Origin of the sequence: Sorangium sp. So ce327, from assembly GCF_051530205.1 — a bacterium.
Classification (GTDB): domain Bacteria; phylum Myxococcota_A; class Polyangia; order Polyangiales; family Polyangiaceae; genus Sorangium; species Sorangium cellulosum_B.
In genome coordinates this window covers 2,644,683-2,665,602 of record NZ_CP150330.1, presented here as the reverse complement: position 1 = coordinate 2,665,602, position 20,920 = coordinate 2,644,683, and the positions used below count along the sequence as shown (strand labels likewise).

At 70.2% G+C, this 20,920-nt stretch carries 16 protein-coding genes; 4 read left to right on the top strand and 12 right to left on the bottom strand.

From position 1 onward, the window contains the following. Positions 1 to 48: 48 nt before the first annotated feature. From WME95_RS10070 to WME95_RS10050, 5 genes are all read right to left on the bottom strand, one after another. On the bottom strand, positions 49 to 1,212 hold the full coding sequence (locus tag WME95_RS10070; protein ID WP_437298817.1) for a methyltransferase domain-containing protein: 1,164 nt from the start codon (positions 1,210 to 1,212) through the stop codon (positions 49 to 51). Between the two features lie 71 nt (positions 1,213 to 1,283). After that, positions 1,284 to 1,841 carry a hypothetical protein gene (locus WME95_RS10065; RefSeq protein WP_437534412.1) on the bottom strand — a complete coding sequence of 186 codons (558 nt, stop codon included), beginning with the start codon at positions 1,839 to 1,841 and terminating at the stop codon, positions 1,284 to 1,286. Between the two features lie 1,041 nt (positions 1,842 to 2,882). Continuing rightward, positions 2,883 to 4,100: a tetratricopeptide repeat protein gene (locus WME95_RS10060; RefSeq protein WP_437908189.1), complete on the bottom strand. Its 1,218-nt coding sequence runs from the start codon at positions 4,098 to 4,100 to the stop codon at positions 2,883 to 2,885. Next, a complete protein-coding gene (locus WME95_RS10055; protein ID WP_437908188.1) occupies positions 4,097 to 5,659 on the bottom strand; it encodes a SpoVR family protein in 1,563 nt (520 codons plus the stop codon). The genes WME95_RS10060 and WME95_RS10055 overlap by 4 nt, the downstream gene beginning before the upstream one ends. Positions 5,660 to 5,665: 6 nt before the next feature. Beyond that, entirely contained in the window at positions 5,666 to 6,775 is a 1,110-nt protein-coding gene (locus WME95_RS10050; protein WP_044964401.1) for a DUF444 family protein, read from the bottom strand. Between the two features lie 189 nt (positions 6,776 to 6,964). Between WME95_RS10050 and WME95_RS10045 the strand changes: the two genes are divergently transcribed. Further along, positions 6,965 to 8,245, top strand: coding sequence for a hypothetical protein (locus tag WME95_RS10045; RefSeq protein WP_437908187.1), 1,281 nt, complete (start codon positions 6,965 to 6,967; stop codon positions 8,243 to 8,245). Between the two features lie 246 nt (positions 8,246 to 8,491). On the opposite strand, the gene WME95_RS10040 is transcribed toward WME95_RS10045, so the two are convergent. Beyond that, a complete protein-coding gene (locus tag WME95_RS10040) occupies positions 8,492 to 9,238 on the bottom strand; it encodes a hypothetical protein (RefSeq protein WP_437908186.1) in 747 nt (248 codons plus the stop codon). Between the two features lie 166 nt (positions 9,239 to 9,404). On the opposite strand from WME95_RS10040, the gene WME95_RS10035 reads away from it, so the two are divergent. Further along, a complete protein-coding gene (locus tag WME95_RS10035) occupies positions 9,405 to 9,680 on the top strand; it encodes a hypothetical protein (protein ID WP_437908185.1) in 276 nt (91 codons plus the stop codon). Between the two features lie 762 nt (positions 9,681 to 10,442). Here WME95_RS10035 and WME95_RS10030 read toward each other — a convergent pair. The 3 genes from WME95_RS10030 to glnE form a co-directional block, all read right to left on the bottom strand. Then, positions 10,443 to 11,846: a carboxypeptidase-like regulatory domain-containing protein gene (locus tag WME95_RS10030; RefSeq protein WP_437908184.1), complete on the bottom strand. Its 1,404-nt coding sequence runs from the start codon at positions 11,844 to 11,846 to the stop codon at positions 10,443 to 10,445. A gap of 455 nt (positions 11,847 to 12,301) precedes the next feature. After that, on the bottom strand, positions 12,302 to 12,844 hold the full coding sequence (locus WME95_RS10025; protein WP_437908183.1) for a hypothetical protein: 543 nt from the start codon (positions 12,842 to 12,844) through the stop codon (positions 12,302 to 12,304). Positions 12,845 to 12,892: 48 nt separating this feature from the next. Beyond that, entirely contained in the window at positions 12,893 to 16,081 is a 3,189-nt protein-coding gene (glnE, locus tag WME95_RS10020) for a bifunctional [glutamate--ammonia ligase]-adenylyl-L-tyrosine phosphorylase/[glutamate--ammonia-ligase] adenylyltransferase (protein WP_437908182.1), read from the bottom strand. A gap of 125 nt (positions 16,082 to 16,206) precedes the next feature. Between glnE and WME95_RS10015 the strand changes: the two genes are divergently transcribed. Both WME95_RS10015 and WME95_RS10010 read left to right on the top strand, forming a co-directional pair. After that, positions 16,207 to 16,950, top strand: coding sequence for a metallophosphoesterase family protein (locus tag WME95_RS10015; RefSeq protein WP_437908181.1), 744 nt, complete (start codon positions 16,207 to 16,209; stop codon positions 16,948 to 16,950). A gap of 174 nt (positions 16,951 to 17,124) precedes the next feature. After that, positions 17,125 to 18,057, top strand: coding sequence for a diguanylate cyclase (locus WME95_RS10010; RefSeq protein ID WP_437551287.1), 933 nt, complete (start codon positions 17,125 to 17,127; stop codon positions 18,055 to 18,057). Between the two features lie 143 nt (positions 18,058 to 18,200). Here the strand turns inward: WME95_RS10010 and WME95_RS10005 are convergent, their stop codons facing one another. The 3 genes from WME95_RS10005 to fni all read right to left on the bottom strand — a co-directional run bounded on the left by WME95_RS10005 (position 18,201) and on the right by fni (position 20,749). Further along, complete coding sequence (locus WME95_RS10005) at positions 18,201 to 18,578, bottom strand: response regulator (protein WP_012234398.1); 378 nt, start codon at positions 18,576 to 18,578, stop codon at positions 18,201 to 18,203. Between the two features lie 2 nt (positions 18,579 to 18,580). Next, positions 18,581 to 19,426 (bottom strand): GAF domain-containing protein, encoded by an 846-nt coding sequence (locus WME95_RS10000; protein WP_437551285.1) that lies wholly within the window; start codon positions 19,424 to 19,426, stop codon positions 18,581 to 18,583. Between the two features lie 225 nt (positions 19,427 to 19,651). Beyond that, positions 19,652 to 20,749 (bottom strand): type 2 isopentenyl-diphosphate Delta-isomerase, encoded by a 1,098-nt coding sequence (gene fni / locus WME95_RS09995; protein ID WP_437908180.1) that lies wholly within the window; start codon positions 20,747 to 20,749, stop codon positions 19,652 to 19,654. Between the last annotated feature and the right edge of the window lie 171 nt (positions 20,750 to 20,920).

Here is a 20,920-nt window from a genome sequence, read left to right as displayed (position 1 = left end):
ACTCGATCGGCATCACGACGCGGCGGAGCATGACGACCCGGCCTCCCCTCACATGACCCGCATCGGCTTGCGGCCCGAGCCGGCGTAGATCGGCCACGAGGCGAGGCCGTGCGGGTGCGTGATGGCCGCCATGTGAGCGCGCAGCCCGGTGCTCAGCTCGGCATGGTAGTCCGGCGGGGCGCCGGCGGTCCGGGCCATGTTGGCGGTCACCGAGATCCAGCACTCGACGACGCGCGCGAAGTCGAAGCAGTCCGTGTTCATGTTGTTGATGTCGATCAGGTTGACGCGGATGTCCTCGAGGCCGGCCTCCCCCATGATCTGCCGCGTCTTTATCCCCGTATCGAGATCCATCCCGATCGACCTGCCGAGCTCGACGAACCGCTTGTAGGTCGCGCGGATGAGGTCCTGCTCCGGATAGCCGTACGCGCACGACAGGAGCTCGTTCGTGATGTAGATCCGGCCGCCCGGCTTGCAGATGCGATAGAGCTCCTGCATGATGCGCTCGGGCTGCGGAAAGACCTGGAGAGACAGACGGCAAGACACGAAGTCGAACGAGTTGTCCGGCAGGAGCAGCGCCGCGGCGTCGCCGTACTGATACTCGACGTTCTCCAGCCCGAGCCGCCGCACGTGGTCCTGCGCGTAGCGGAGCGCGGGCCGGGAGTGATCGACCCCGACGACGTGCTCTGGCTTGAACTCCTTCTGGAGCAAGATCGCGAAGTCGCCGAAGCCGCACGCGATGTCGGCGATCTTCATCCCCGGGTAGAGGCCGTGGTTCGTCAGCCCCGTCTTCTCGTGCTCCCAGATGATGCGCTCCTGGAGGCGGAGGACGTCGATGAACTCGGCATCTTCGAGCATTCCCTGGCTCGGGTAGAACGCGACGTCGTAGATCTCGACGGAGACGCTCGAGTAGATCTCCGCGATGACCTGAAACTTGCGGATCGCCCAGGGGATGACGCTGGAGATGATCAGCCTGATCTTGAGGTTGGGACGCGCCTCGACGGCCCAACGGACAAACCTGTTGATCTCCAGGAATGCCACGTTGTTCATGTACTTGAGCCGCTTGAAGTCCAGGCAGAGCTCGCCGCTCGCGTTCTTGGCCGCGGTCTCCAGCGTGCCGCGGATGGCCCTCATCTGATCGGCACCGAACGGCCGCAGCATGCCCGAGAGCGCAACCTCCTGGTCGGTCTGGTCGACGCGCATGCTGAAGGTCACCTGCGAGCGCCACGAAGGGAGGCCGCTCGCAGACGAGGGCGGTACGGCGGATTCGCGACCGATCGGAGCTGTCATAGTTCTTCTACCTCAGTGAACGGGAACTGAATCGCCAGAAGGAGCCAGTCCCCGCTCGTGGGTTCGGAGATACTGAGCTTCGAGCCGTAGACGACCGCGAGTTCGAGCAGCCCGAGCGCTTGAGCGTCATCATCCGGAACGTCGTGCTCGAGCTGCTCTCGATACCACGCCATCGGGTCCGGCTGATTGGCCAGCTGGACGGCGTGGTTGTAGAACTTGGCGCTCTGCTCGTTGATCGGGACCTCCGCCTCGACGAGGATATGGTTCTGCTTCTTGCGGAACCGCATCTTGATCTCGCCGGTGGAGCCGTGATTCCGGTATATCGCTTCCAGCAATTCGTTGAAGAACGTCGAGAGCAAGGTCGCGTGGCGCTCGGGGTCATCCTCATTGGCGCTCGCGTACCTCGCGAGGAAATTGGCTAGCTGATGACAGTGGTTCCACCGTTTACTGAAGCCACCGACCGAGAAGTTCGCGGAAATGACCATGCCGTCCGCCGGTAACGCGGGCGGCGGTCGCAAGGTCGGAGCTATGTCGGCCTGCTTGGAAACGGACATCAAAGCCTCGGGGGTTGGTTGACAAGTGAGGCACGAACGAGGTTACCCGGGTTCGGGGTGCCCCGTCGAGTGCATCGCGAGGTTTCCAGCGAGCGCCATCCGGGCCTTCACGCGGCAGAAACGTCAGCGACCGCCCGGCCGGTTGCACCAGGCATGCCACCGCGCCGTAAAATTTCTGTAATACAGCTCGCATTTACCGAAGACCACTGGTCTCATGACCAGGTGAACTGATGTAGGGTGCCGCCTGCTGGCCGACGGCTCCGTTCGGTCGTTTCGCGCAGTTCCGGGTGAAACGGGCTCCGCTTGCCTCAGCAGGCGATGTTCGTGGGTCACCACGACAGGCAGACATTTTGTCCACAGAGCACCCGCGCCGGCGGCGCCATTTGTAGTTCTCTACACATGCGCTCCCGCTCGCCTCGGCGGGGCGCACAGTCGTTGACCATCAGACCATTTGGAGCAGCAGAAGAGAGGTAATCGAAAGTGCGTCGCTGCTGTCAACCCCTTCCTGCGCGCGGCCGAGGTACGCTCAGACATCGTGTGGTCCCGCGAGTCGCCGCGGGAGTGCGAGGAGATCCGTGCGCCCACCTACCACGCAGCCCAGCGCGCGCCGGAGCCGAGTGCGTCTCTCCGGCGCGGATTCGGTATGCGGCCCTCCCGCGCGGGAGTCGGCGTCTCGCGGCAGCGCCGCGACGAGTCCCGCGCCGGGCGAGCGCTCGCGGCTGGCGCCGGGTATCGTCAGGCGTCCGGAGCGCTTCACAACATCGATGGTCCCGCAGCCGTCGTCCTGCTGCCGGGCGCCGCTCGACGAGCGCCCTCACCTTCGCCGCGAGCGGCGCGAGCGGCGCGAGCGGCCAAAAGACGCGCGGGGTCGGACATGGCAACGATTGAGCTTGACAATCATCCATGCAGGCCGCGTGTGTTCACCGTCGCGCTGTCCGGCGCGGCAGCGCGCAGCCTCCCGAGCGCAGCGCGCAGCGCGCGCCTGACCGCGGGCTCGCGCCGCGCAGCGCCGCTGTGGCGCACGCGACCGGCGCCTCGGCGTCACCGCGGCGGAGCGCCGCGCCGCTCGATGGCGTCGAGCTCGTCCATCACCGCCTTCACGCGCGGATCCGTGGGATCGACGGCGCGCGCCTTCTCGTACGCTGCGCGCGCGTCCTTCAGCTGGCCCGACTGCGCGAGGGCGTTGCCCAGGTTGATCCAGGCGCTCCCGAGTTTGTCGTCGAGCTTGAGCGCCTCGCGGTAGAGCGCGGTCGCCTTCTGCAGGTCGCCGCGGAGGTGGTACGCATACCCGAGGTTCGATCGGTAGGTGGCGCGCGCCGGGTCGCGCGCCACAGCCGCCTCGAGGTGCGGAACGGCGCGCGCGGGATCGTTCGCGGCGAGGAGCGCCGTCCCGAGGTCGTTCTGCAGGCGCGCGTCCGCCGGCGAGAGCCTCGCGGCGCGCTCGTATGCGCGGATCGCGTCGGCCGTCCTCCCCGCGGCCAGGAGCGCTGTCCCGAGGTTCGCCTGCCGCTCCGCGTCCCCGGGGGCGAGCTCTGCGGCACGCGTCAGCTCGCGGACAGCGTCTTGCAGGTTGCCGAGCGCGAGGTGCGCGACGCCGAGCGCGGAGTGCGCCTCGGCGTCGCTCGGGGCGAGCTCCGCGGCACGTATCAGCTCACCGAGCGCGGCGTCGGCCCGGCCGAGGACGAGGAGTGTGCGGCCGAGCTCGAGGTGCGCGAGCGCGTGGTCAGGCTCGAGCGTCACCGCGCGCTTCAGCTCCGGGAGCGCGGCGAGCAGCGTCCTGTCCCCCGGCGCCCCGTTGTAGTCGGTGGACACGCCTGCCCTGGCGATCGCCGCGCGCTGGGCGCCGACGATCGCCGCCGCGTCCTTCTTGTCGAGCTGCGCGGCCGCGCGATAGGCCCTCTCGGCAGCGGCGAAATCGCCGCTCGCATAGGCGGCGTCGCCCTCTTCGAGCTTCCTGTCCGCCGGCGTGCCGGTGCCGCGCGCGACGCGCGGAGGAGGGCTCGCCGCGGCTGCCTCGCTGGTGGACGGCGCGTCGAGCGGGACGCCCGAGCCGACCGGCGGGCCCGCCGCGCCCTGGGCAGCGCCGCTCCCCGGAGGCGGCGCGGGCGCGGCGTTCGCCGTCGGATCGAGCCGGGCAGACGGCGCAGGGGCCTCCGCCGAGGGTCGCGGCGCCGGCGAGCGCGACGCTGGCGCCGCCGGGGCGCAGCCGGCGAGCGCGATCAGGACGCCGAGCCGGCGGATCGCTCCGCAGGCGCTCACAGCTTGTACGGGGTCATCGCGTGCTCCTTGCCGTCGTACCGGAGCAGCACAGGCTTGTTATCCATCTTCGTCGCCACGCCGACCGGCCGCTTCCAGCACCGGACGAGCGCCACGAGCGTCTCGCGCGCGTAGTCGGCCCGGAGGTCGAAGCCGCCGTGCACGTGCTCGAGCAGGAGCTCTCCCCGGTTGCCGTAGTTGGCGTCGACGACACGGATGTACGGGTCGCCGAAGTTCGTCAGCTGGAAGAGGAGCTTCTCCTTCACCTCCTTGAACTCGCGGCTCTCGATCTCGAACCTGTCGTTCCGCCCCGAGAAGCCGAACGTGTACATCTTCTGCTCGATCACGAACTCCGGCGTCAGGAACTCGTCGATGAAGGTCACGTCGTTGTAGAGCGCGCGCACCTGGAAGATCTTCTCGCGGCCGAGGCCGAGCCGCATGTCCCACGTGCGCTTCGCGTCGAGGTCCGCGCACTCCTCCCACTCGCGGCCGAAGCGGCCCTTGTTCCATCGCTCCTCGATGTAGCGATAGAGCTCCACGCCGACCTTGTAGGGGTTGAAGCGCCCCGGCGCCGTCGCCATGACACCGGCGTTGTTCTCGGCGTAGTCGATGATCTCCGACGCATCGAGGACCTTCTCGGTCATCATCTTCGAGTGCCAGTACGAGGCCCACCCCTCGTTCATGATCTTCGTCTGGCGCTGCGGGACGAAGTAGTAGGTCTCCTCGCGGATGATCTCGAGCACGTCGCGCTCCCACCGATCGAGCGGCGCGTGGTCGAGCAGGAACTTGAGCACGTCGCGCTCCGGGCGCTCGGGCACCTTGCGCTCCGGCTTCTTCTGGTCCTGCCGCTTCTTCCGCTGCGCCGCGAGGATCTCCTCCGGGTTGATGAAGGAGTCCATGTACTCCTTGGCCCGGAGCTTGTAGGTGTCCATCGGCTCCTCCGTGGGCTCCTCGTCCTCCCTGGCCACAGGACGGCCGGAGAAGGGGGCCCACGGGTCGATCAGGTTCTCGAGCGAGAGGCAGTGGTCGACGAACGCCTCGACCTTGTTGATGCCGTAGCGCTCGATGTGGCGCGACACGCGCGCGCCGTGGTTCGCCATCTTGTCGATCCACTTGCGGTCCGGATCGTAGGCGTCGCTCTTCCGCACCGGGTCGAGGATCGGGCCGCGATGGTCGAGATCGGTGGACCGAAAGCAGAAGTTGTTCTTGAAGAAGTCGACGTGCGCATACACGTGCGCCATGACGAGCTTCTGGTCGGTGAGCGAGTTGCCCTCGAGGAGGTAGGCGTACGAAGGGTTGTTGTTGATGACCATCTCGTAGATCTTCGAGAGGCCATACTCGTAGCTCTTCGAGAGCTGCTCGTACTCCATGCCGAACCGCCAGTGCGGGTAGCGGCTCGGGAAGCCGCCGTACGCGGCGATCTCGTTCATCTGGTCGTACGTCAGCATCTCGAAGATGACGGGGAAGAAGTCGAGCCCGTAGTCCCGGGCGATCTTCTCGATGCGCTCCTTCTCGGTGCGCAGGTAGCGGGGAAGCGCGGTGTTCAGGGCGAACTTGCTCATACCGCTCTACTTCCCCTTCCCCAGGAAATCCTTGATGCTGCCCACGATGGCGTCCTTGTCCCTGATCTCGCTCACCACCACCCGATCGTCCTGCGAGAAGTGTTCTTTCAGATCCTTGATGAACTGGCCCGAGCCGTACGGGCTCTCGACCTGACCGTAGGCGAACATGTTGACCCGCGGCAGGATCTGGGTCTTGAGCACGTCCACGCAGGAGAGCGTGTCGTCCATCGACCAGTTGTCGCCGTCGGAGAAATGGAACGGATAGATGTTCCACTCGTCCGGCGGGTAGTCGTTGTCGATGATCTGCGAGCACAGCTTGTAGGCGCTCGAGATCATCGTGCCGCCGGACTCGCGCGTGTGGAAGAACGTGTCCCGGTCGACCTCGCGGGCGATCGCGTCGTGGATGATGAAGCGCGACTCGAGGCCCTTGTACTGGCGGGTCAGCCACGCATCGATCCAGAACGACTCGATGCGCACGATCTCCTTCTGCTCGTCGCCCATCGAACCGGAGACGTCCATCATGTAGATGATGACCGCGTTCGCGACGGGCTCGGTGATCGTCTTCCACGAGCGGTACCGCTTGTCGTCCGGGACGGGGACGACGACGGGCGCCGACGGGCGGAACGTCCCGCTCGAGATCATCCGCTTCAGCGCCTCGCGGTACGTCCGCTTGAAGTGGCGCAGCGACTCGGGGCCCACCCTGCGGATGCCGGAGTAGCGATCGTGGGCGTTCGAGATCTTGCTCTTGCCCTTGTCCTGGATGTCGGGCAGCTCGAGCTCCTCGCCGAGGATGCCGGCGAGCTCCTCGAGCGTGACGTCGACCTCGAGGAGGTGGTCCCCCTCGCCGCTGCCCGCCTGCCCCTGGCCGGGCTGCTTGTCGTCCGAGCCCCCCACGGGATCGCCGGGGTTGCCGTCGCCCTGCCCCACGCCGCCGCGTTGCTTGTCGCCGAAGCGGAAGCGCGGGATGTCGATCTGAGGGATGGGAATCGAGACGAGGTCCTTCCCCTTTCGTCCGATGAGCTCGCCCTGCGAGATGTACTTGCGCAGGTTCTCGCGGATGCGGCCGCGAACGATCTGACGGAAGCGCCCGTGATCCTGGTCGATCTTCAACGACACGCTCGCGAGTGTAGCATCGGAAGCCGCCTCGGGTCCGCACGTTCGGCGGGCCGCCGAGGTCTCCCGCCCCGGCGGCGCCGCCTCCCCGCTTCCGTTCGACATCTCCATCTCCACTTCCCCACGTCCCCGCCGTTGCCCCACCGCCACGCCCGCCCGTCATGAACTGCCCCCCGTGTTAGCCTCCGCGCCGTGCTTTTCCGAGCGCGCTGCCTCCTCGTGTTCCTCGTGCTCGTGGTCCTCGCGGCGCTGGCCCTCGGGTGCGGCTCCCGAGAGCAGCTCGTCGGGCTGCCCGATCCCGCGGGCGCAGGGGGCGCCCCCGACGCGCCGCCCCCGGACCCGCCGGTGTGCCGGGAGGACGGGCTCCCCTGCCAGGGCGCGGCGGACTGTTGCAGCGCCGCGTGCGCGCAGGGGATCTGCGGCGGCGACAGCTGCGCGCGGGACGGCGCGCCGTGCGCCGCCCCGGGCGACTGCTGCGCCGGCCTGTGCACCGGCGGGCTCTGCGGGCAGGGCTGCTCGGCCGACGGGGCGCCGTGCCAGAGCGCGGCGGCGTGCTGCGCCGGGGTCTGCATGGGCGGAGCCTGCGGGCGGGGCTGCTTCCGGGACGGGAGCGCGTGCGGGTCCGCGGGACAGTGCTGCTCGCTGAGCTGCGTGGAGGGCGCGTGCCGCGCGCCGTGCATCCCGAACGGCGCGCGCTGCAGCGCGGGCGACGCGTGCTGCAGCGGCGCCTGCGTCGCGGGCGCCTGCGCCGAGGCGTGCGCGCCCGACGGCTCCGTGTGCGGCCAGAGCGCGGACTGCTGCACCGGGCGCTGCAACGCGGGCATCTGCGGCGGGTGCAGCTCGGACGGGGTCGCGTGCGGCTCGGCCGATGCGTGCTGCTCCGGCGTCTGCGCGCAGGGCGTGTGCGGGGGCGCGGCGTGCTCGCACGCGCCCTGCGAGATCGGCGCGCCGCTCGCCGCGGACTGCGGCGGGGGCGCGGCCGAGCTCTGCCGGTTCGACCCGTTCTGCTGCACCACCAGCTGGGACGAGATCTGCGTCGGCGAGGTCCCCAGGCTCTGCGGGCTGGTCTGCGTCGAGTGCGCCGCAGACGGCAGCCGCTGCGCGTCCGGCGAGGCGTGCTGCAGCGGCGCGTGCGAGGACGGCGTCTGCCGGCCCCCGTGCGCGCGCGACGGCCAGCCGTGCGCGGACTCCGGCGAGTGCTGCAACGGCAGCTGCCAGAACGGCCTCTGCGGCGGCCCCGCTTGCCCGTCGGACGGGACGGGCTGCGGAGGATGCGTGGCCGAGCGCTGCTGCGCGCAGCTGAGCCAGTGCCTGCTCAGCCCCACCTGTGCGGACGACGTCGCGTGCTTCTTCGGCTGCCTCGACGAGGGGAGCGGCCCCGCCGTCTGCGGGTTCCAGTGCATCCACAGCCCGGAGACGTTGCAGCTGCTGCGCTGCGTGGGCAGGAGCTGCGGCGGCGGCACCTGCTTCTGACGCGCGGCGCGCGGCGCGGGGCGCGATGGGGCGCGAGGGGAGCGGGTCTCGCGCGGGCGTGGGGCTCGCCGCGCCCGCGGCTCCACCGCGCGGGTCTCGGGCGCCGATTTGCCGAGCGCCTGACGCGCAATAGGCGCTTCCGCCGGGGTTGGCTACAGCGGATCCTGATTTCGATTCCGGTGCTTCCCGCCGACTTTCCGACCGGGAAAGAGGGAAGGCTGTGGCACCATGAGTCCACGAGCGAGCTCATGTCGAGAGAGCTCGGGGGGAGGGCTCAATGCCGAGAGGCGAGACATCGAAGGATACGTCCAAGCAGAGGAAGCGGGTCCAGAGCGGCGAGCGCGAGCAAGCTGCGCCCGCGAACTCCCAGGGCGAGGCGGGTCGGAAGGCTCCGCGCAGGCGGACGAAGTCCGCTGCCGGCGCACGGATGACCGCTGTGTCGACCCGGCGGGTGACCCGGGCGAAGAAGGGAGCGAGCAAGGCAGGAGCGAGCGCCGCGGCGCGGCCGGGCACGGCGCGGAGCACCGCGGCGGCGGAGAAGAAGAAGACCAGCAGCGCGCCGAGGAAGGCGACCGCCGGACAGACGAGCCGGCAGCAGAGCGGCGCGGCCAAGAGGGCGGCCACGACGAGGAAGCGGACCGCCACCGGTAGCGCGGCGGGGCGCGGCCGGAGCGCGGCGGGCGCGACGCCGGCGGGCGGGCGCAAGACGACGCGCGCGGCGGGCACGACGCCGGCTGGCGGGCGCAAGACGACGCGCGCGGCGGGCGCGAAGCGCGCGGCGCCGCAGCGCGCAGCAGCGATGAGGAAGCCGTCGGCCAGCGCCCGCGTCGGGCGCGGAGCCGCGCGGCGAACGAAGGCGGCGCAGTCGGGCGCGCAGAGGGCGGGGCAGAAGCGCGCGACCGCCGGCAAGCGGTCGGCGGCCAGCTGAGCTGCAGCGTCGGGCGCGCCGCTCGCCGCGGAGCGCCCAACCGCACCTTTCCCGTCACATCCCATCTCAAGCATCCCAAGAGGCCGCCGGCAGATCTCGGCCGTCGCGCCTCCGCGCGAGGCCCTCACCTCCGGGCGCAGCGGCACGCCGGCCACCTTCGCGGCCAGCGTGAGGGGTTGGCGCGCGCCCGCTCCGCCGCGCTGGCGACGAACGCGCCCGGAGCGCAGCGTCGTGCGCGTCAGAGCGGCTGACGCGCACGACGCCGCGCCCGGGCGCGGCAGCGCGGCTGACGCGCACGACGCCGCGCCCGGGCGCGATCAGGGCGGTGACGGCAAGGGCTCGCCGACCATGAGGACCACCCAGGTGGCGGCCAGGAAGGGATACGGCGCCCCGCCGAGGCCTGGCATCGTCGACCGCGCGCGCCGCGCGCAGAGCGGGCAGCCCGCGTCGCCGCGCCGGCTGAACAGGTACCGGCGCGAGGACGGCGGCGGCGCAGGACAGACCTGAACTTCATCGCCCTCCATCACTCCGCGCATCCCCCCCATCTCGCCCTGCAGCGGAAGCGCCTCCGTGCGCCCGGTCTCCTGCGACGCCCCGCGCAACCGCGGAGCACGACCGCCCTCGCGAAGCCAACGCTCGATGGCCCGACATGCAGCCGCTGGCTTAGGGCGATGCTGGACCATCGTAGGAATGTCCCTTCTGCCGAGCCGAAGACCAGCGACCAGGCTCCGGATGTAACCCCGCACTGCGGGCGAGATTCATCCTAGCAGGATCCCCGGACCATGCATGGATGACATTCCGTATCTGCGTGGTGCTTCCCACCGCGACAGCCTCTTGTCTCGGCTGTCGTCATGATTGTCGTCTTCGTACGTCTTCGTACGCCTCCGTCTGCTCAATCGATATCTCCGAGGCGCACGCGGAGCGCGGCGCGGCGAAATGGCTGCGCAGCGCGGCAGCGTGTCCCGCCGCCGCGCGCAATGGAGCACAGATGCTCCGCGGCTCGTGGTCTCCAGCGCTCAGGCGAGGCGGATAGCAACAGGATATCCCGGAGAGGAACGAAGGCGACCCCCGATGGCGCGCGGCGCTCGCCGGATCGAGCGGAGAGGACGCTCTCCGCCCATCATCAAGGATCGTTTGCGGGGCAGCTCGGGATGGAGACGACGTAGTTCAGGAGAATACCGACATGGGTCCTTCAGCCCCGGCGGCGCTCCGGGGCCGGCGCACGGGCGCCGGCGGCGCGGCGGACGCCAGGGACGCGGGAGAGGCAGGTCACTGCGGGATGGGGATCGGCGGCGGCTCGTCGTCGGGCACGATGCAGGACGACAGGTCGAACAGCATGAAGAGCAGCGCCTTCTCCTGCGCGCTCAGCTCCTCCGCGGAGCACCCCTCCGGGAAGGGCGGGCCCGTGAGGTCCGCCGCAGAGACATGGATGTCCGTGAACACGAGACGCCCGCACTGCTGATCTTCTGGGGCATCGACGGGCGTGTTGAATGTGAAGTACTGGACCCCGGCCGGCTCGGGCTCGTCGTAATAGATCCACCGGGTCGAGACGTCCTCGGTCACGTCGCTCACCGTATGCTGCGCGCCGTTGATCACGATCTCGCCGGGCACGTCCGACGCGCCGACATTGACGAGCCACTCCGCGAGGGCTTGCCCCTTCGGGAGCGTGGTGTCCACGAGCGCCGTGAGAGGGCTCTCCGGGTCCGTGACGTCGTTGTCCCAGACCGCCGTGTCCGGGAACGGCGCCGGCCCCCGCTTCAGCCAGACGTTGTGCCAGTGGGACGCGAACACCCGCCCGCCGAGCGAGGTATAGTCGAACATGGCCTGGCGCGCGGGCCCGGGTTTGTCTTCCACGTGCGGGTCGCCCTCGCAGGCGAGGATCACCATGTCGTACTGGCTCAGGGCGTCCACGGTCCCCCAGAGGCTCGTGGCCGGCGTGAACTCCGCGCCTTGATTCAGGCGCTCCGCATAGCGCGTCGTCACCTCGTGATCGACGTCCCCGCGGCCGGCGAACAGGTTGATCCGCCCGGTCCCGGTCTCCGGCGTGAACTCGCTCTCATCAATCCCGAGTTTGTGCAGCAAGCACTCGAGCGGATCGGCGCCGCCCGTCGTGAGCGCGATCTTCGGGATGTGCCCCTCCGATTGGTTGCGCGGCAACCGGATGATCCCGGCGTCCGTCGCGGTGTCCTTGCATCGGTCGACCACGGGGAGCGTCATCTCGCGGCGCCATTTGCCCACCTGCACGACGAGCGGGATGTTCTCGCCGACCGGCACGTCCTCCAGGACGAACTTTCCTTCCGTATCGGTCAGCGCCGTCACGAGCGGTGAGCCGGAGAGCGTCGCGCTGCACTGATCGCAGGTCGCGCCGTCGGGGATGGGTTCAAGCGGCGCATTGGGGACGTAGACGATCACGTTGTAGAGCGGCAGTTTGCCCGAGGGGTCGTACACGGTGCCGCTCACCGTGGTCTTCGCCCCGTTCTCGCATTCGACCTGCTGGCATTCGAGGCCCTCGCAGTCGCCTTCGCCTCCGACGCCGCCCCCGCTGGCGATCGCCGGGAAGCCGCCGAAGCCACCGCCAATTCCACCGCCAATTCCACCCCCACCGCCAGGCCCCGCGCCGCCGGATGCTACAGGCGCCGTGCCCCCGGTATCTCCGCAGGAGCAGCCAGCCATGACGCCCGGTGCTACAGCGATCGCAGCCATCAAGACTCCCGCCTTGCCCGACCAAGTCACCATTTCGAGCCTCCCGGCGACGCGAGCAAAGGTGCTCTGCTGCCGCCCAGTCTCTATCGTATGCCAGACTGTAGAAATCGGGAAGTATGTCCAGCAAAGAGCAGGAATGGAGCGATGGGTTATTAGGGCGAGCCCTGATACCTCTGACTACCGCGTCCGCGAAGGACATGCGTGTCGCGCGGTCGGACGGCCTGGACAGTGACTATTCGTGCGTCCGACATGGTGCGTGACGCAATGACAAGAAGGATTGACGGATCGATGATTCGTGACGAGCGCGTTGTTCTTTCGCACCGCGCGCCGCGCGCCCCGTGCAATTGCTCCGCGAGCGAGGTCCCGCGACGAGCGCCGCTCGCGCCTCCGGCTCGCCTGAGCCCGCTTCGGGCCCGTCCGGCGGATTACTGCGGATCGACGCGGGTCAGCCCGAACCAGAGCACGGCGTGCCACCGCTCGTGCCACTTCAGCAGCATCGGCCCGATCGCGAGCCCGGCCTCCACGGTCCGCAGCTCGTCCTTGACCGCGCTCACCGGCCAGGGATTGCCGAACGCCTTCTCGCCATACGTCAGCGCGAGCGTCGGCTTGCCGTCGAGCTCCGAAGCGATCAGCTGCGCCTTGAAGCGACAGATCCGGCTCCCGAAGACCACGTTCGTGCCGGAGTTGCCGCCATGGTCGAACTCGTTCCCTTTCCAGGGCATCCAGCGCGACGCGAGCGCCGTGATCAGCGGGCGCGTCGCCAGGTGGATCCCGGCCGTCGGCTGCAGGGCGAGCAGGCGCCCTCGCGGCAGATCGCCGAGCTCCGCCGGATCCGCCGGCTTCCCTGCCTCGTAGAACTGCCTCAGCGTACCCGGGTGCGCGCCGACGAGGCTATCGAGGGAGGTCGTCCCGGTGACATGACGGTGCCCGACGGACGGGCGTGCGCTCTGCTCGCTCTGGGTGGTCATCGGAACGCCTGGCATTCCACCGCGTCCGACTAGGGTCAACGGCAACCGTCAGCGCTCGTCTTCGCGCGGTTCCCCCGGTTCCGCAGGTTCCCCCGGTTCCGCCGGTTCCCCCGCGCTCGCCGTGCTCGCCGCTCGCGCCTCGCTCGCCTCACCGAGAGACGCCGCGCCGCCCGCGACGATGGCCTCGTACGCCCGGCGCACGCGCTCGGTGATCGCGCCGTAGCGCGCGAGCAGCTCGCGCGCGGCCTCGGCCGCGGTGCGGCCCCGGATGCCCGTCCGACGCGCGAGGGTCGGGACCCCGGGCGCGTCTTCCTCGAGGAGCTGCGACGCGTCCGCGTGCACGATGCGGATCCGCTGCTCCAGCTTGCGCAGGAACGCGTGGCCGTCCCGGAACGTCTCGGCGTGCTCGGCCGAGAGGTGTCCAGCCGCGGCGAGCGCGTCGATCGCCGCGAGCGTCTCGGTGGTCCTGACGCGCGGATCGGCGCCGTGCCGGATCTGCAGGAGCTGCACCGCGAACTCGATGTCCGCGAGGCCGCCCCGCCCGAGCTTGAAGTCGCGGCGGCCGCGGCGCTCGTGCGAGAGCTCGCTCTCCATGCGCAGCCGGAGCCGGTGGATCTCCTCGGCGATCCGATCGAAGTCGTCCGCCTGGAGGTACGCGGCCTCGTGCACGATGGCGATCGCCTCCGCCCCGAGCGCGGGATCGCCGGCCGAGGCGCGCGCCCGGATGAGCGCGAGCCGCTCCCAGATCGCCGCGCGCATGTGCCGCGCGCCGGGCGACGACTCCGGCTCCGCGGGCGCCGGGGAGGCCGCGTCGGCGCGGCGGATGCCGTGGTAGCGAGCGAACGAGTCGATGGACGTGACGAGCAGCCCCTGGCTGCCCGACGGGCGCAGGCGCGTGTCGAGCTCATAGCCTGGGCCCGCCGCGTGCGACATGGAGATGAGCCGGATGATCTGCCGCGCGCGCCGCGCGTAGTACGTGCCGGGGTCGGACGCGGCCCCTTGCTCGCCGGGCGGCGCGCACGCCGGGTCGAACAGGAAGAAGACGTCCAGATCCGAGCCGTAGCCGATCTCGCGGCCGCCGAGCTTGCCCATCGCGATCACGGCGAGCCCTCGCACGGGCTCGCCCGGCGGCGTCCCCAGCGCGAAGCGCGTCGCGGCCTCGAGCGACGCGTCGGCCAGATCCGAGAGCGCGAGGGTCGCCTCGCGCGTGCCGACCTCGCCGCTCAGGTCGGCGAGGCCGACCTCGATGGTGACGCGCGCCTTGGCGCGCCGGAGCGCCCCGATGAGCGCCTCCTCCGGATCCTCGTCCGGCGACGCCTCGCTGAGGCTGGCCTCGATCGTGTGTCGGATCAGCTCGGCGCTCGGCGCGCCGCGCGCGAACAGGACGGCGTCGACGAGCTCGGGGTACCTCACCATGGCGTCGCCGATGAACGCGCTCGACCCGAGCGCCTCGACGAGCCTGCGGAGCGCGCGCGGCTCGTCGCCGAGCATGCGCGCGTAGACGGAGGAGTGCCTGATGCGGGAGAAGCACAGCCGGAGGAAGCGCGCGGCCTGCTCCGGATCGGCGGCGTCGACCACCGCGGCGAGCAGCGTCTCCGCGAGGGACGAGGACGCCTCGCGGCTGCGCGCCCCGAGCAGGCCGTCCGGGTGGCGGGACAGCTCGAAGAGATCGTCGGCGACGTCGCGGAAGCGCGCCGTCAGCGAGGCGTGCGGCTCCGGCGGCGCGGCGAGCCCGGACGCGGCGCCGTCGGCGGCGGTCGCCGGCTCGCCGCCGAGGACGAGCACGGCGTGCTTCGCCAGCGCCTCGGCGAACGCGTCGCGATCGCCGTGGTCGAGCGCGGCCATCGCGTCGATCCACCGCGACGGCCGGGCGCTCCCCTTCGGCAGGAGCGACAGGAGCCGGGCCTTGATGCGCCCCCGGCGCTGCGCGGTGTCGGCCAGGAACGCCGCGGCGTCCTCGAAGCGCAGGGCCCGCGCGAGGCGCGCGATCTCCGCCTCGCTGTCGGGGAGGAGGTGCGTCTGCACGCCGGTCGCGGACTGCACCGCGTGCTCCGCGCGCCGGAGCGCGAGGTAGCCCTCCACGAGCTCCCGCCCCTCCCGGTCGGTCACGTACCCCAGGGTGCGCAGGCGCCGCAGGCCGTCGAGCATGCCCTGCGCGCGCGCGCGGGGCTCGCGCCCGCCCCAGATGAGCTGCAGGGCTTGCACGAAGAACTCCGCCTCGCGGATCCCGCCCGGGCCGAGCTTCAGGTCGCGCGATGCGTCGTGCGGGAGCTCCGCGCGAGCGCGATCGACGAGCTCGATCATGTCGACGGCGAGCTGCGGATCGACCTGGCGCCGCCACACGAACGGGCCGAGCACCCCGAGCGCCTCGGCGCCAAAGTCGAGATCGCCGGCGATCTCGCGGGCGCGGAGCAGCGCGGCGCGCTCCCAGAGGCGGCCGAACGACTCGTAGTAGCGCTCGGCCGCGGCCAGGGAGTTGACGAGCGGACCGCTCCTGCCCTCCGGGCGGAGCCGGAGATCCACGCGCCAGACGAAGCCGTCCTCCGTGACCTCCTCGAGCGTCGACGTGAGGCGGCGCGCGACGCGGGCCCAGAAGTCGTGCAGGGTGACCGAGACGGCGCGATCGCCGGGCAGGCCCACGTGCCCGTCATCCGTGTCGTAGAGGTAGATCAGATCCACGTCGGAGCCCGCGTTGAGCTCGTCGCCGCCGAGCTTCCCCATCCCGAGCACGACGAACTTCGAGCGCGCGCCCGTCGCGGTGCGGGGCTCTCCGAACCGCGCGGTCACGGCGGAGACGGCCTCGGCGAGCGCGACCTCGATCGTGGCCTCGGCGAGCGCGGTGAGCTCGCGCGCGGTGACGTCGATGTCCGCGCCGCCCGCCGACGGCGGGAGCAGCTCGCGCAGCGCGACGCGGATCCGCTCCTCGCGCGCCACGCGCCGGAGCTCCCGCCGGACGCGGTCCGTGTCCGAGACGTCGCCGACGCGGCTCCGGATCCGCGCCAGGTACGTGGCGCGATCGCGCGCCGTCTGGTGGCCTTCCGCCGCGAGCCGCTCCACGATGTCCGGATTCGCCTCGATGATCGCGCCGATCGCGGGGTAGGCGGCCGTCAGGAGCGCCGCGATGGCGAAGGCCATCGTCCCGGGACGAAGCCGAGACGACAGCCGCTCCGCGCGGTCCTTCACGCGTTGCTCATCGATCGCGCTCGCGATCTCCAGGAGCCTCGAGACCTGTTGCATGGCGGGAGGCTAGCAAGACCGTGGGGGCGTGAACGGCGGTTCCGCAGGGCCCGACCGCCGGTTTATCGCGACCTGGCCCCACCTCGCGCCTTGGCGGCGTCGCTCTCAGATCCTATGCTCGCCGGGTGCGATTGCTCTGCGTCTCGGATATTCACGGCCACGCCGACGCGCTCGCGGCGGTCCTGGCCACGGCCGAGCGCCGAGGGTATACCCAGCTCCTGGTCGCCGGAGATCTCTGCTTTCCCGGCCCGAAGCCGCTCGAGACGTGGCGCCGGCTCACCCAGGCCAAGGCGGTTTGCGTACAGGGCGTATCGGATCGCGCCCTGGCGACGCTGGACCTCGACAAGGTCAGGGCGCGGAGCGAGCACGAGCGAGCGCGGCTCGATCGCCTGTCCCAGACGCGCACCGAGCTCGGCGAGCTGATCCTTGCGCGGCTGGCGCGGCTCTCCCCGACGTACCGCCTGCCGCTCGAGGACGGCGGCGAGCTCGTCCTGGTCCACGGCTCCCCGGCGGATCCGCTCGAGCCGATCTCTCACGACATGACCGATGAGGAGGTGCTCTCCCTGCTCGGCGACGATCCGGCGGATGTCGTGATCTGTGGTGGCTCCCACGTCCCGTTCGATCGGATGGTGGGCGGCGTGCGCATCATCAACGTCGGCTCAGTGGGCGAAGCGCCGTGCTCGCTGCGGGGCGACGTGCGGAGCACCGTCGATCACCTGCGCGTCGGTGCGCGCGCGCCTGGCGAGCTTGTGCGGAGCGGCGCCGTCTCGGGGTATGGCGCGGGGCACGCCGACGCGACGTTCGTCGAGCTCCGAGCGGGCGAGCTCTGGGTCGAGCAGCTCGTGGTGCCGCTCGGCAGGGCTGCGTGAGCGCGCAGGTGCGCGGGAGCGCTCCGTCGGGAGCGGGCGCAAGGGGTGGGAGACGCTCGAGCCGCGCGAAACGCGCGACGCTCCGTCACGCACCCTACCCGACAGGGAACATCGCCTGTGCCATGCCCTCGCGCTTGAACCTATTTCAAGGATTTAGGATCATCCTCAGGGAGCATGGGCAGCTACCTCCCCGACGATGACTTCGAGGCCACGCGGGTGGCCAACGTTGGGGAACTCCACAAGGAGCTCCCGGCGCGCTCGCCGAAGGACCGCGCCTACCTCATCGTGCTCGCTGGCTCGAACGTCGGCGAGATGTACCGGGTCGAGGGCGCCGAGATCGTGATCGGCCGAGCATCCGGGGCGACCATCCGGCTGAACGACGACGGCATCTCGCGGCGCCACGCGCGCCTCCTCCAGATGGACAGCCAGGTGCTGATCGAGGATCTCAACAGCTCGAACGGGACGATGGTGAACGGCGAGCACATCACGCGCGTCGCCCTGCACGACGGGGACAAGATCCGCCTGGGCTCGACGACCATCCTCAAGTTCACCTACCACGACCATTTGGATGAGTCGTTTCAGCAGCAGATGTACGACGCCGCGCTGCGCGACGCCCTCACCAAGGCCTTCAACAAGAAGTACTTCCTGGATCGGCTCGAGACCGAGGTCTCCTATGCGCGGCGGCACGGCGCGCACCTGTCGCTGCTCATGTTCGACGTCGATCATTTCAAGAGGATCAACGACACCTTCGGGCACCTCGCCGGCGACTACGTGCTTGCGAGGATCGCCAAGATCGCGAGCCACACGGTGCGGACCGAGGACGTGTTCGCGCGCTACGGTGGAGAAGAGTTCGGCATCCTGTGCCGCGGCGTGGGGCTCGAGAACGCGGGCATCCTCGGCGAGCGGCTGCGCCTCCTCATCGAGGGGTCGGTCTTCGAGCACGAGGGCGTTCGCATGCCGACGACGATCAGCGTCGGCGTCGCGGCGCACCCCGAGCTCGCGGTGCAGACCGGCATGGAGCTCATCGCGGCGGCCGATGAGGCGCTCTACGAGGCGAAGCGCACCGGCCGCAACCGCGTGCTCCTGAAGTTCGGCCCGAAGCCGTAGAGCGGGGCGCGGGTTCATCGCAGCGCCGACCCGCCCTACCGCGGCCGCGGTAGGGCGCCGCGCCGCCCGAGCTTCCGGCGCATGGAACCGTGCGCCCGCAGAACGCGGGCGGTGGGGCGCGCCCGCTGGCCGGGCGCGGTGCCTCAGTCGATCTTGAGGAGCTCCTTGACCTTGGCGATGACCTGCGGGGCCTGGATCGGCTTCGTGATGTACGCGTTCGCGCCGAGCTGCAACGCGCGCTGACGATCCTCCTGAGACCCCTCGGTGGTGATGATGATGATCGGGGTGTCCTTGTGGACCGGATCCGTGCGCACGCGCTTGACGAGCTTGAGCCCGTCCATGATCGGCATGTTGATGTCGGTGATGATCACGTCGTACTTGGTCGAGGCGAGCTTGCGGAGACCGTCGACGCCATCGTCTGCCTCGGTGACGCGGAGGTTCTTCACGCGCGCCAGCGCGAAGACCAAGAGCTGCCGCATCATGGGCGAGTCTTCAACGATCAGACACGAGTACTCGGCCATGATCAGTCCTCCAGGTCCAGGAATGCCTGGACGCCAGGCACCTTCCGGCCGGCGTCGGTGAAGAGCCGCGCGTTGATGAGGGCGGGGGCGGCCTGGGCCCCGAGGAGCTTGAAGAGCTCGGTGTCCACGTTCACGAACTCCGTCTTCTGCGGGAGCGTGCTGAAGATCGCGATGACACCCACGGTGCGCCCGTTGAAATCGAGCGGGATCACTGCAGCGGGATCCTCGATGCTCCCCTTGGAGACGTCCTTGGTCTCGTCGAAGAAGATTTCCCCCTTCGAGAATGCCTGGCCGACGATGCCTTCGGTCACCGGCATGCGCGCGATCTCCTCGACCGCGACGCCTTCGCTCGCGATCGAGACGAGCTCTTTACCATCGGGAGACGCCAGGTACACGGAGAAGGCGCCCGCCCCGAGGAACTGCGCCAGGAGCTCCTTGAGGTTGCGGAGGACATGGCGCACGTTGCGCGCCGCGTGCAGCTGCGACAGCGCGACGTACAGGTTCGCGAGGTTCGCCAGCTCTCCCTCCGCCTCCGAGTAGCGGCTGTTGAAGCGGTCCGAGGCCGCCACCATCCGCACCGACTGCGTCACCAGGTCGCGTTTCTCCTGCTCGAGCTCCTCGATCTTGCGGAGCAGATCGCGGATGGCCGAGTCGCTCGCGAGGTGCGCGCGGAGCTTGCCGTTCTCCGACTCGAGCTCGGAGATCTTGTCACGAAGGCGCTCGTTCTCGCGGAGGAGCTCCTCGGTCAGCTGCGCCCCCTTGCGGAAGAACTGCTGAATGAAGGCATCGCGCTCCTTCTTCAGGTCCTCGGGGGGACGATCGCTCGGACGCCCTTTTTTCTCCGTCATTTTATCCCGGGGTTCTCCAGAGCTTCGGACCGTATCATGCGGGGCTGACCGGACGGAAGCGTCGAGCGCGGGCCGGAGGCGTGCCCGGCGCCCCCGCCAAGGACAGCGACCGCTGGGCGCCTTGCCGTCCCCGCCGACAACGTCGGTTCGGCCCCGCCGGCCCTACCCTGGGGACCGGACCCCGCCGTCTCGGCCCCCCTACCCCCGTTACCGCCACCGCCACAACTACGCCCTCTCCATCTGCTTCATCTGCTTCATCTGCTTCAGCAACCGGGTCCACCTGCGCAGCTCCCGTCCGAGCAGCACGGGTGCCTTCTGGAGTGACGCGATGTCGCGCGCCCCGACGAGCAGCATGACCGCCCGGAGCTCGGCCTCGACGCTCTCGAGGTACCGCACCGCTGCGTCCCGTCCCCCCGCGACGAACGCCTGGAGGACCGGACGCGCGATCCCGGCCGCATGCGCGCCGAGCGCGAGCGCTCGAGCGACGTCAAGGCCGCTCGTGATGCCTCCGGTCGCGATGATCGTCTTGAAGCGAGGACGGATAGCGCGGGCGATGAGCACCGAGGCGGCCGTCGGTACCCCCCACTCGCGCAGCGCCTCACCGAGGGAGCGGGCCGCACCCGCGGCGCGGGCCGCCTCGACGGCGACCCAGGAGGTACCTCCAGCGCCGGAGACGTCCAGGTCGCGGACGCCCGCCCGGACCAGGCGGTATGCCGTCCCCGGGCCGATCCCGCAGCCGGTCTCCTTCGCGACGACCGGCACGCTGAGTCCGCTCGCGAGCCGGCCCATCGCATCCAGCGCGCCGGCGAAGTCCCGGTCGCCGCCCGGCTGGACCAGCTCCATCGCGGGGTTCATGTGGACGCAGAGCGCGTCGGCGCCGACCTGGGCCACGAGCTCGGCGACCGCCTCCGTCGACAGCGATCGCGCCTGCACGGCGCCGATGTTCCCGAGGAGGAGGGTGGTCGGAGCGTGCGCGCGGACCTCGTAGGAGGCGGAGGCGTCGCCGTTCAGCATCGCCCGCTGGCTCCCGAGCCCGAAGCCGTACCCGCGCTCCTCGGCGATCTGCGAGAGCTCCCGGTTGATCGCACGCGCGCGCTCCGTCCCGCCGGTCATGGCCGCGATCAGGAGCGGGACGCGGAGCCGCTTCCCGAGCAGCAGCACCGAGGTGTCGATCGCGTCGAGGGAGAGCTCCGGCAACGCGTCGTGGATCAGGTCGACCTGCTCCAGCAGCGTGGTCTTGGCGCGGAACCCGACATCGCCGGTCGCGCAGAGCTCGATGTGATCCGCTTTCCTCTCGGAGATGCCCTTCGCCTCTTCCGTCATGGGGGCACAACTTTACGCGGTCGCCGACCGCCGTCGAAAGGGAAGTGGCATGGACAAAAAAACGCCAAAATTCGCGTCCCCGAGCCAGGCGCTGCCGCCCGGCCCGCCTTCCGCTGCCGCTACCTGGGAACTACCGCGCGACCGCCGCGCAGCGGTGGCATACAGTAGCTG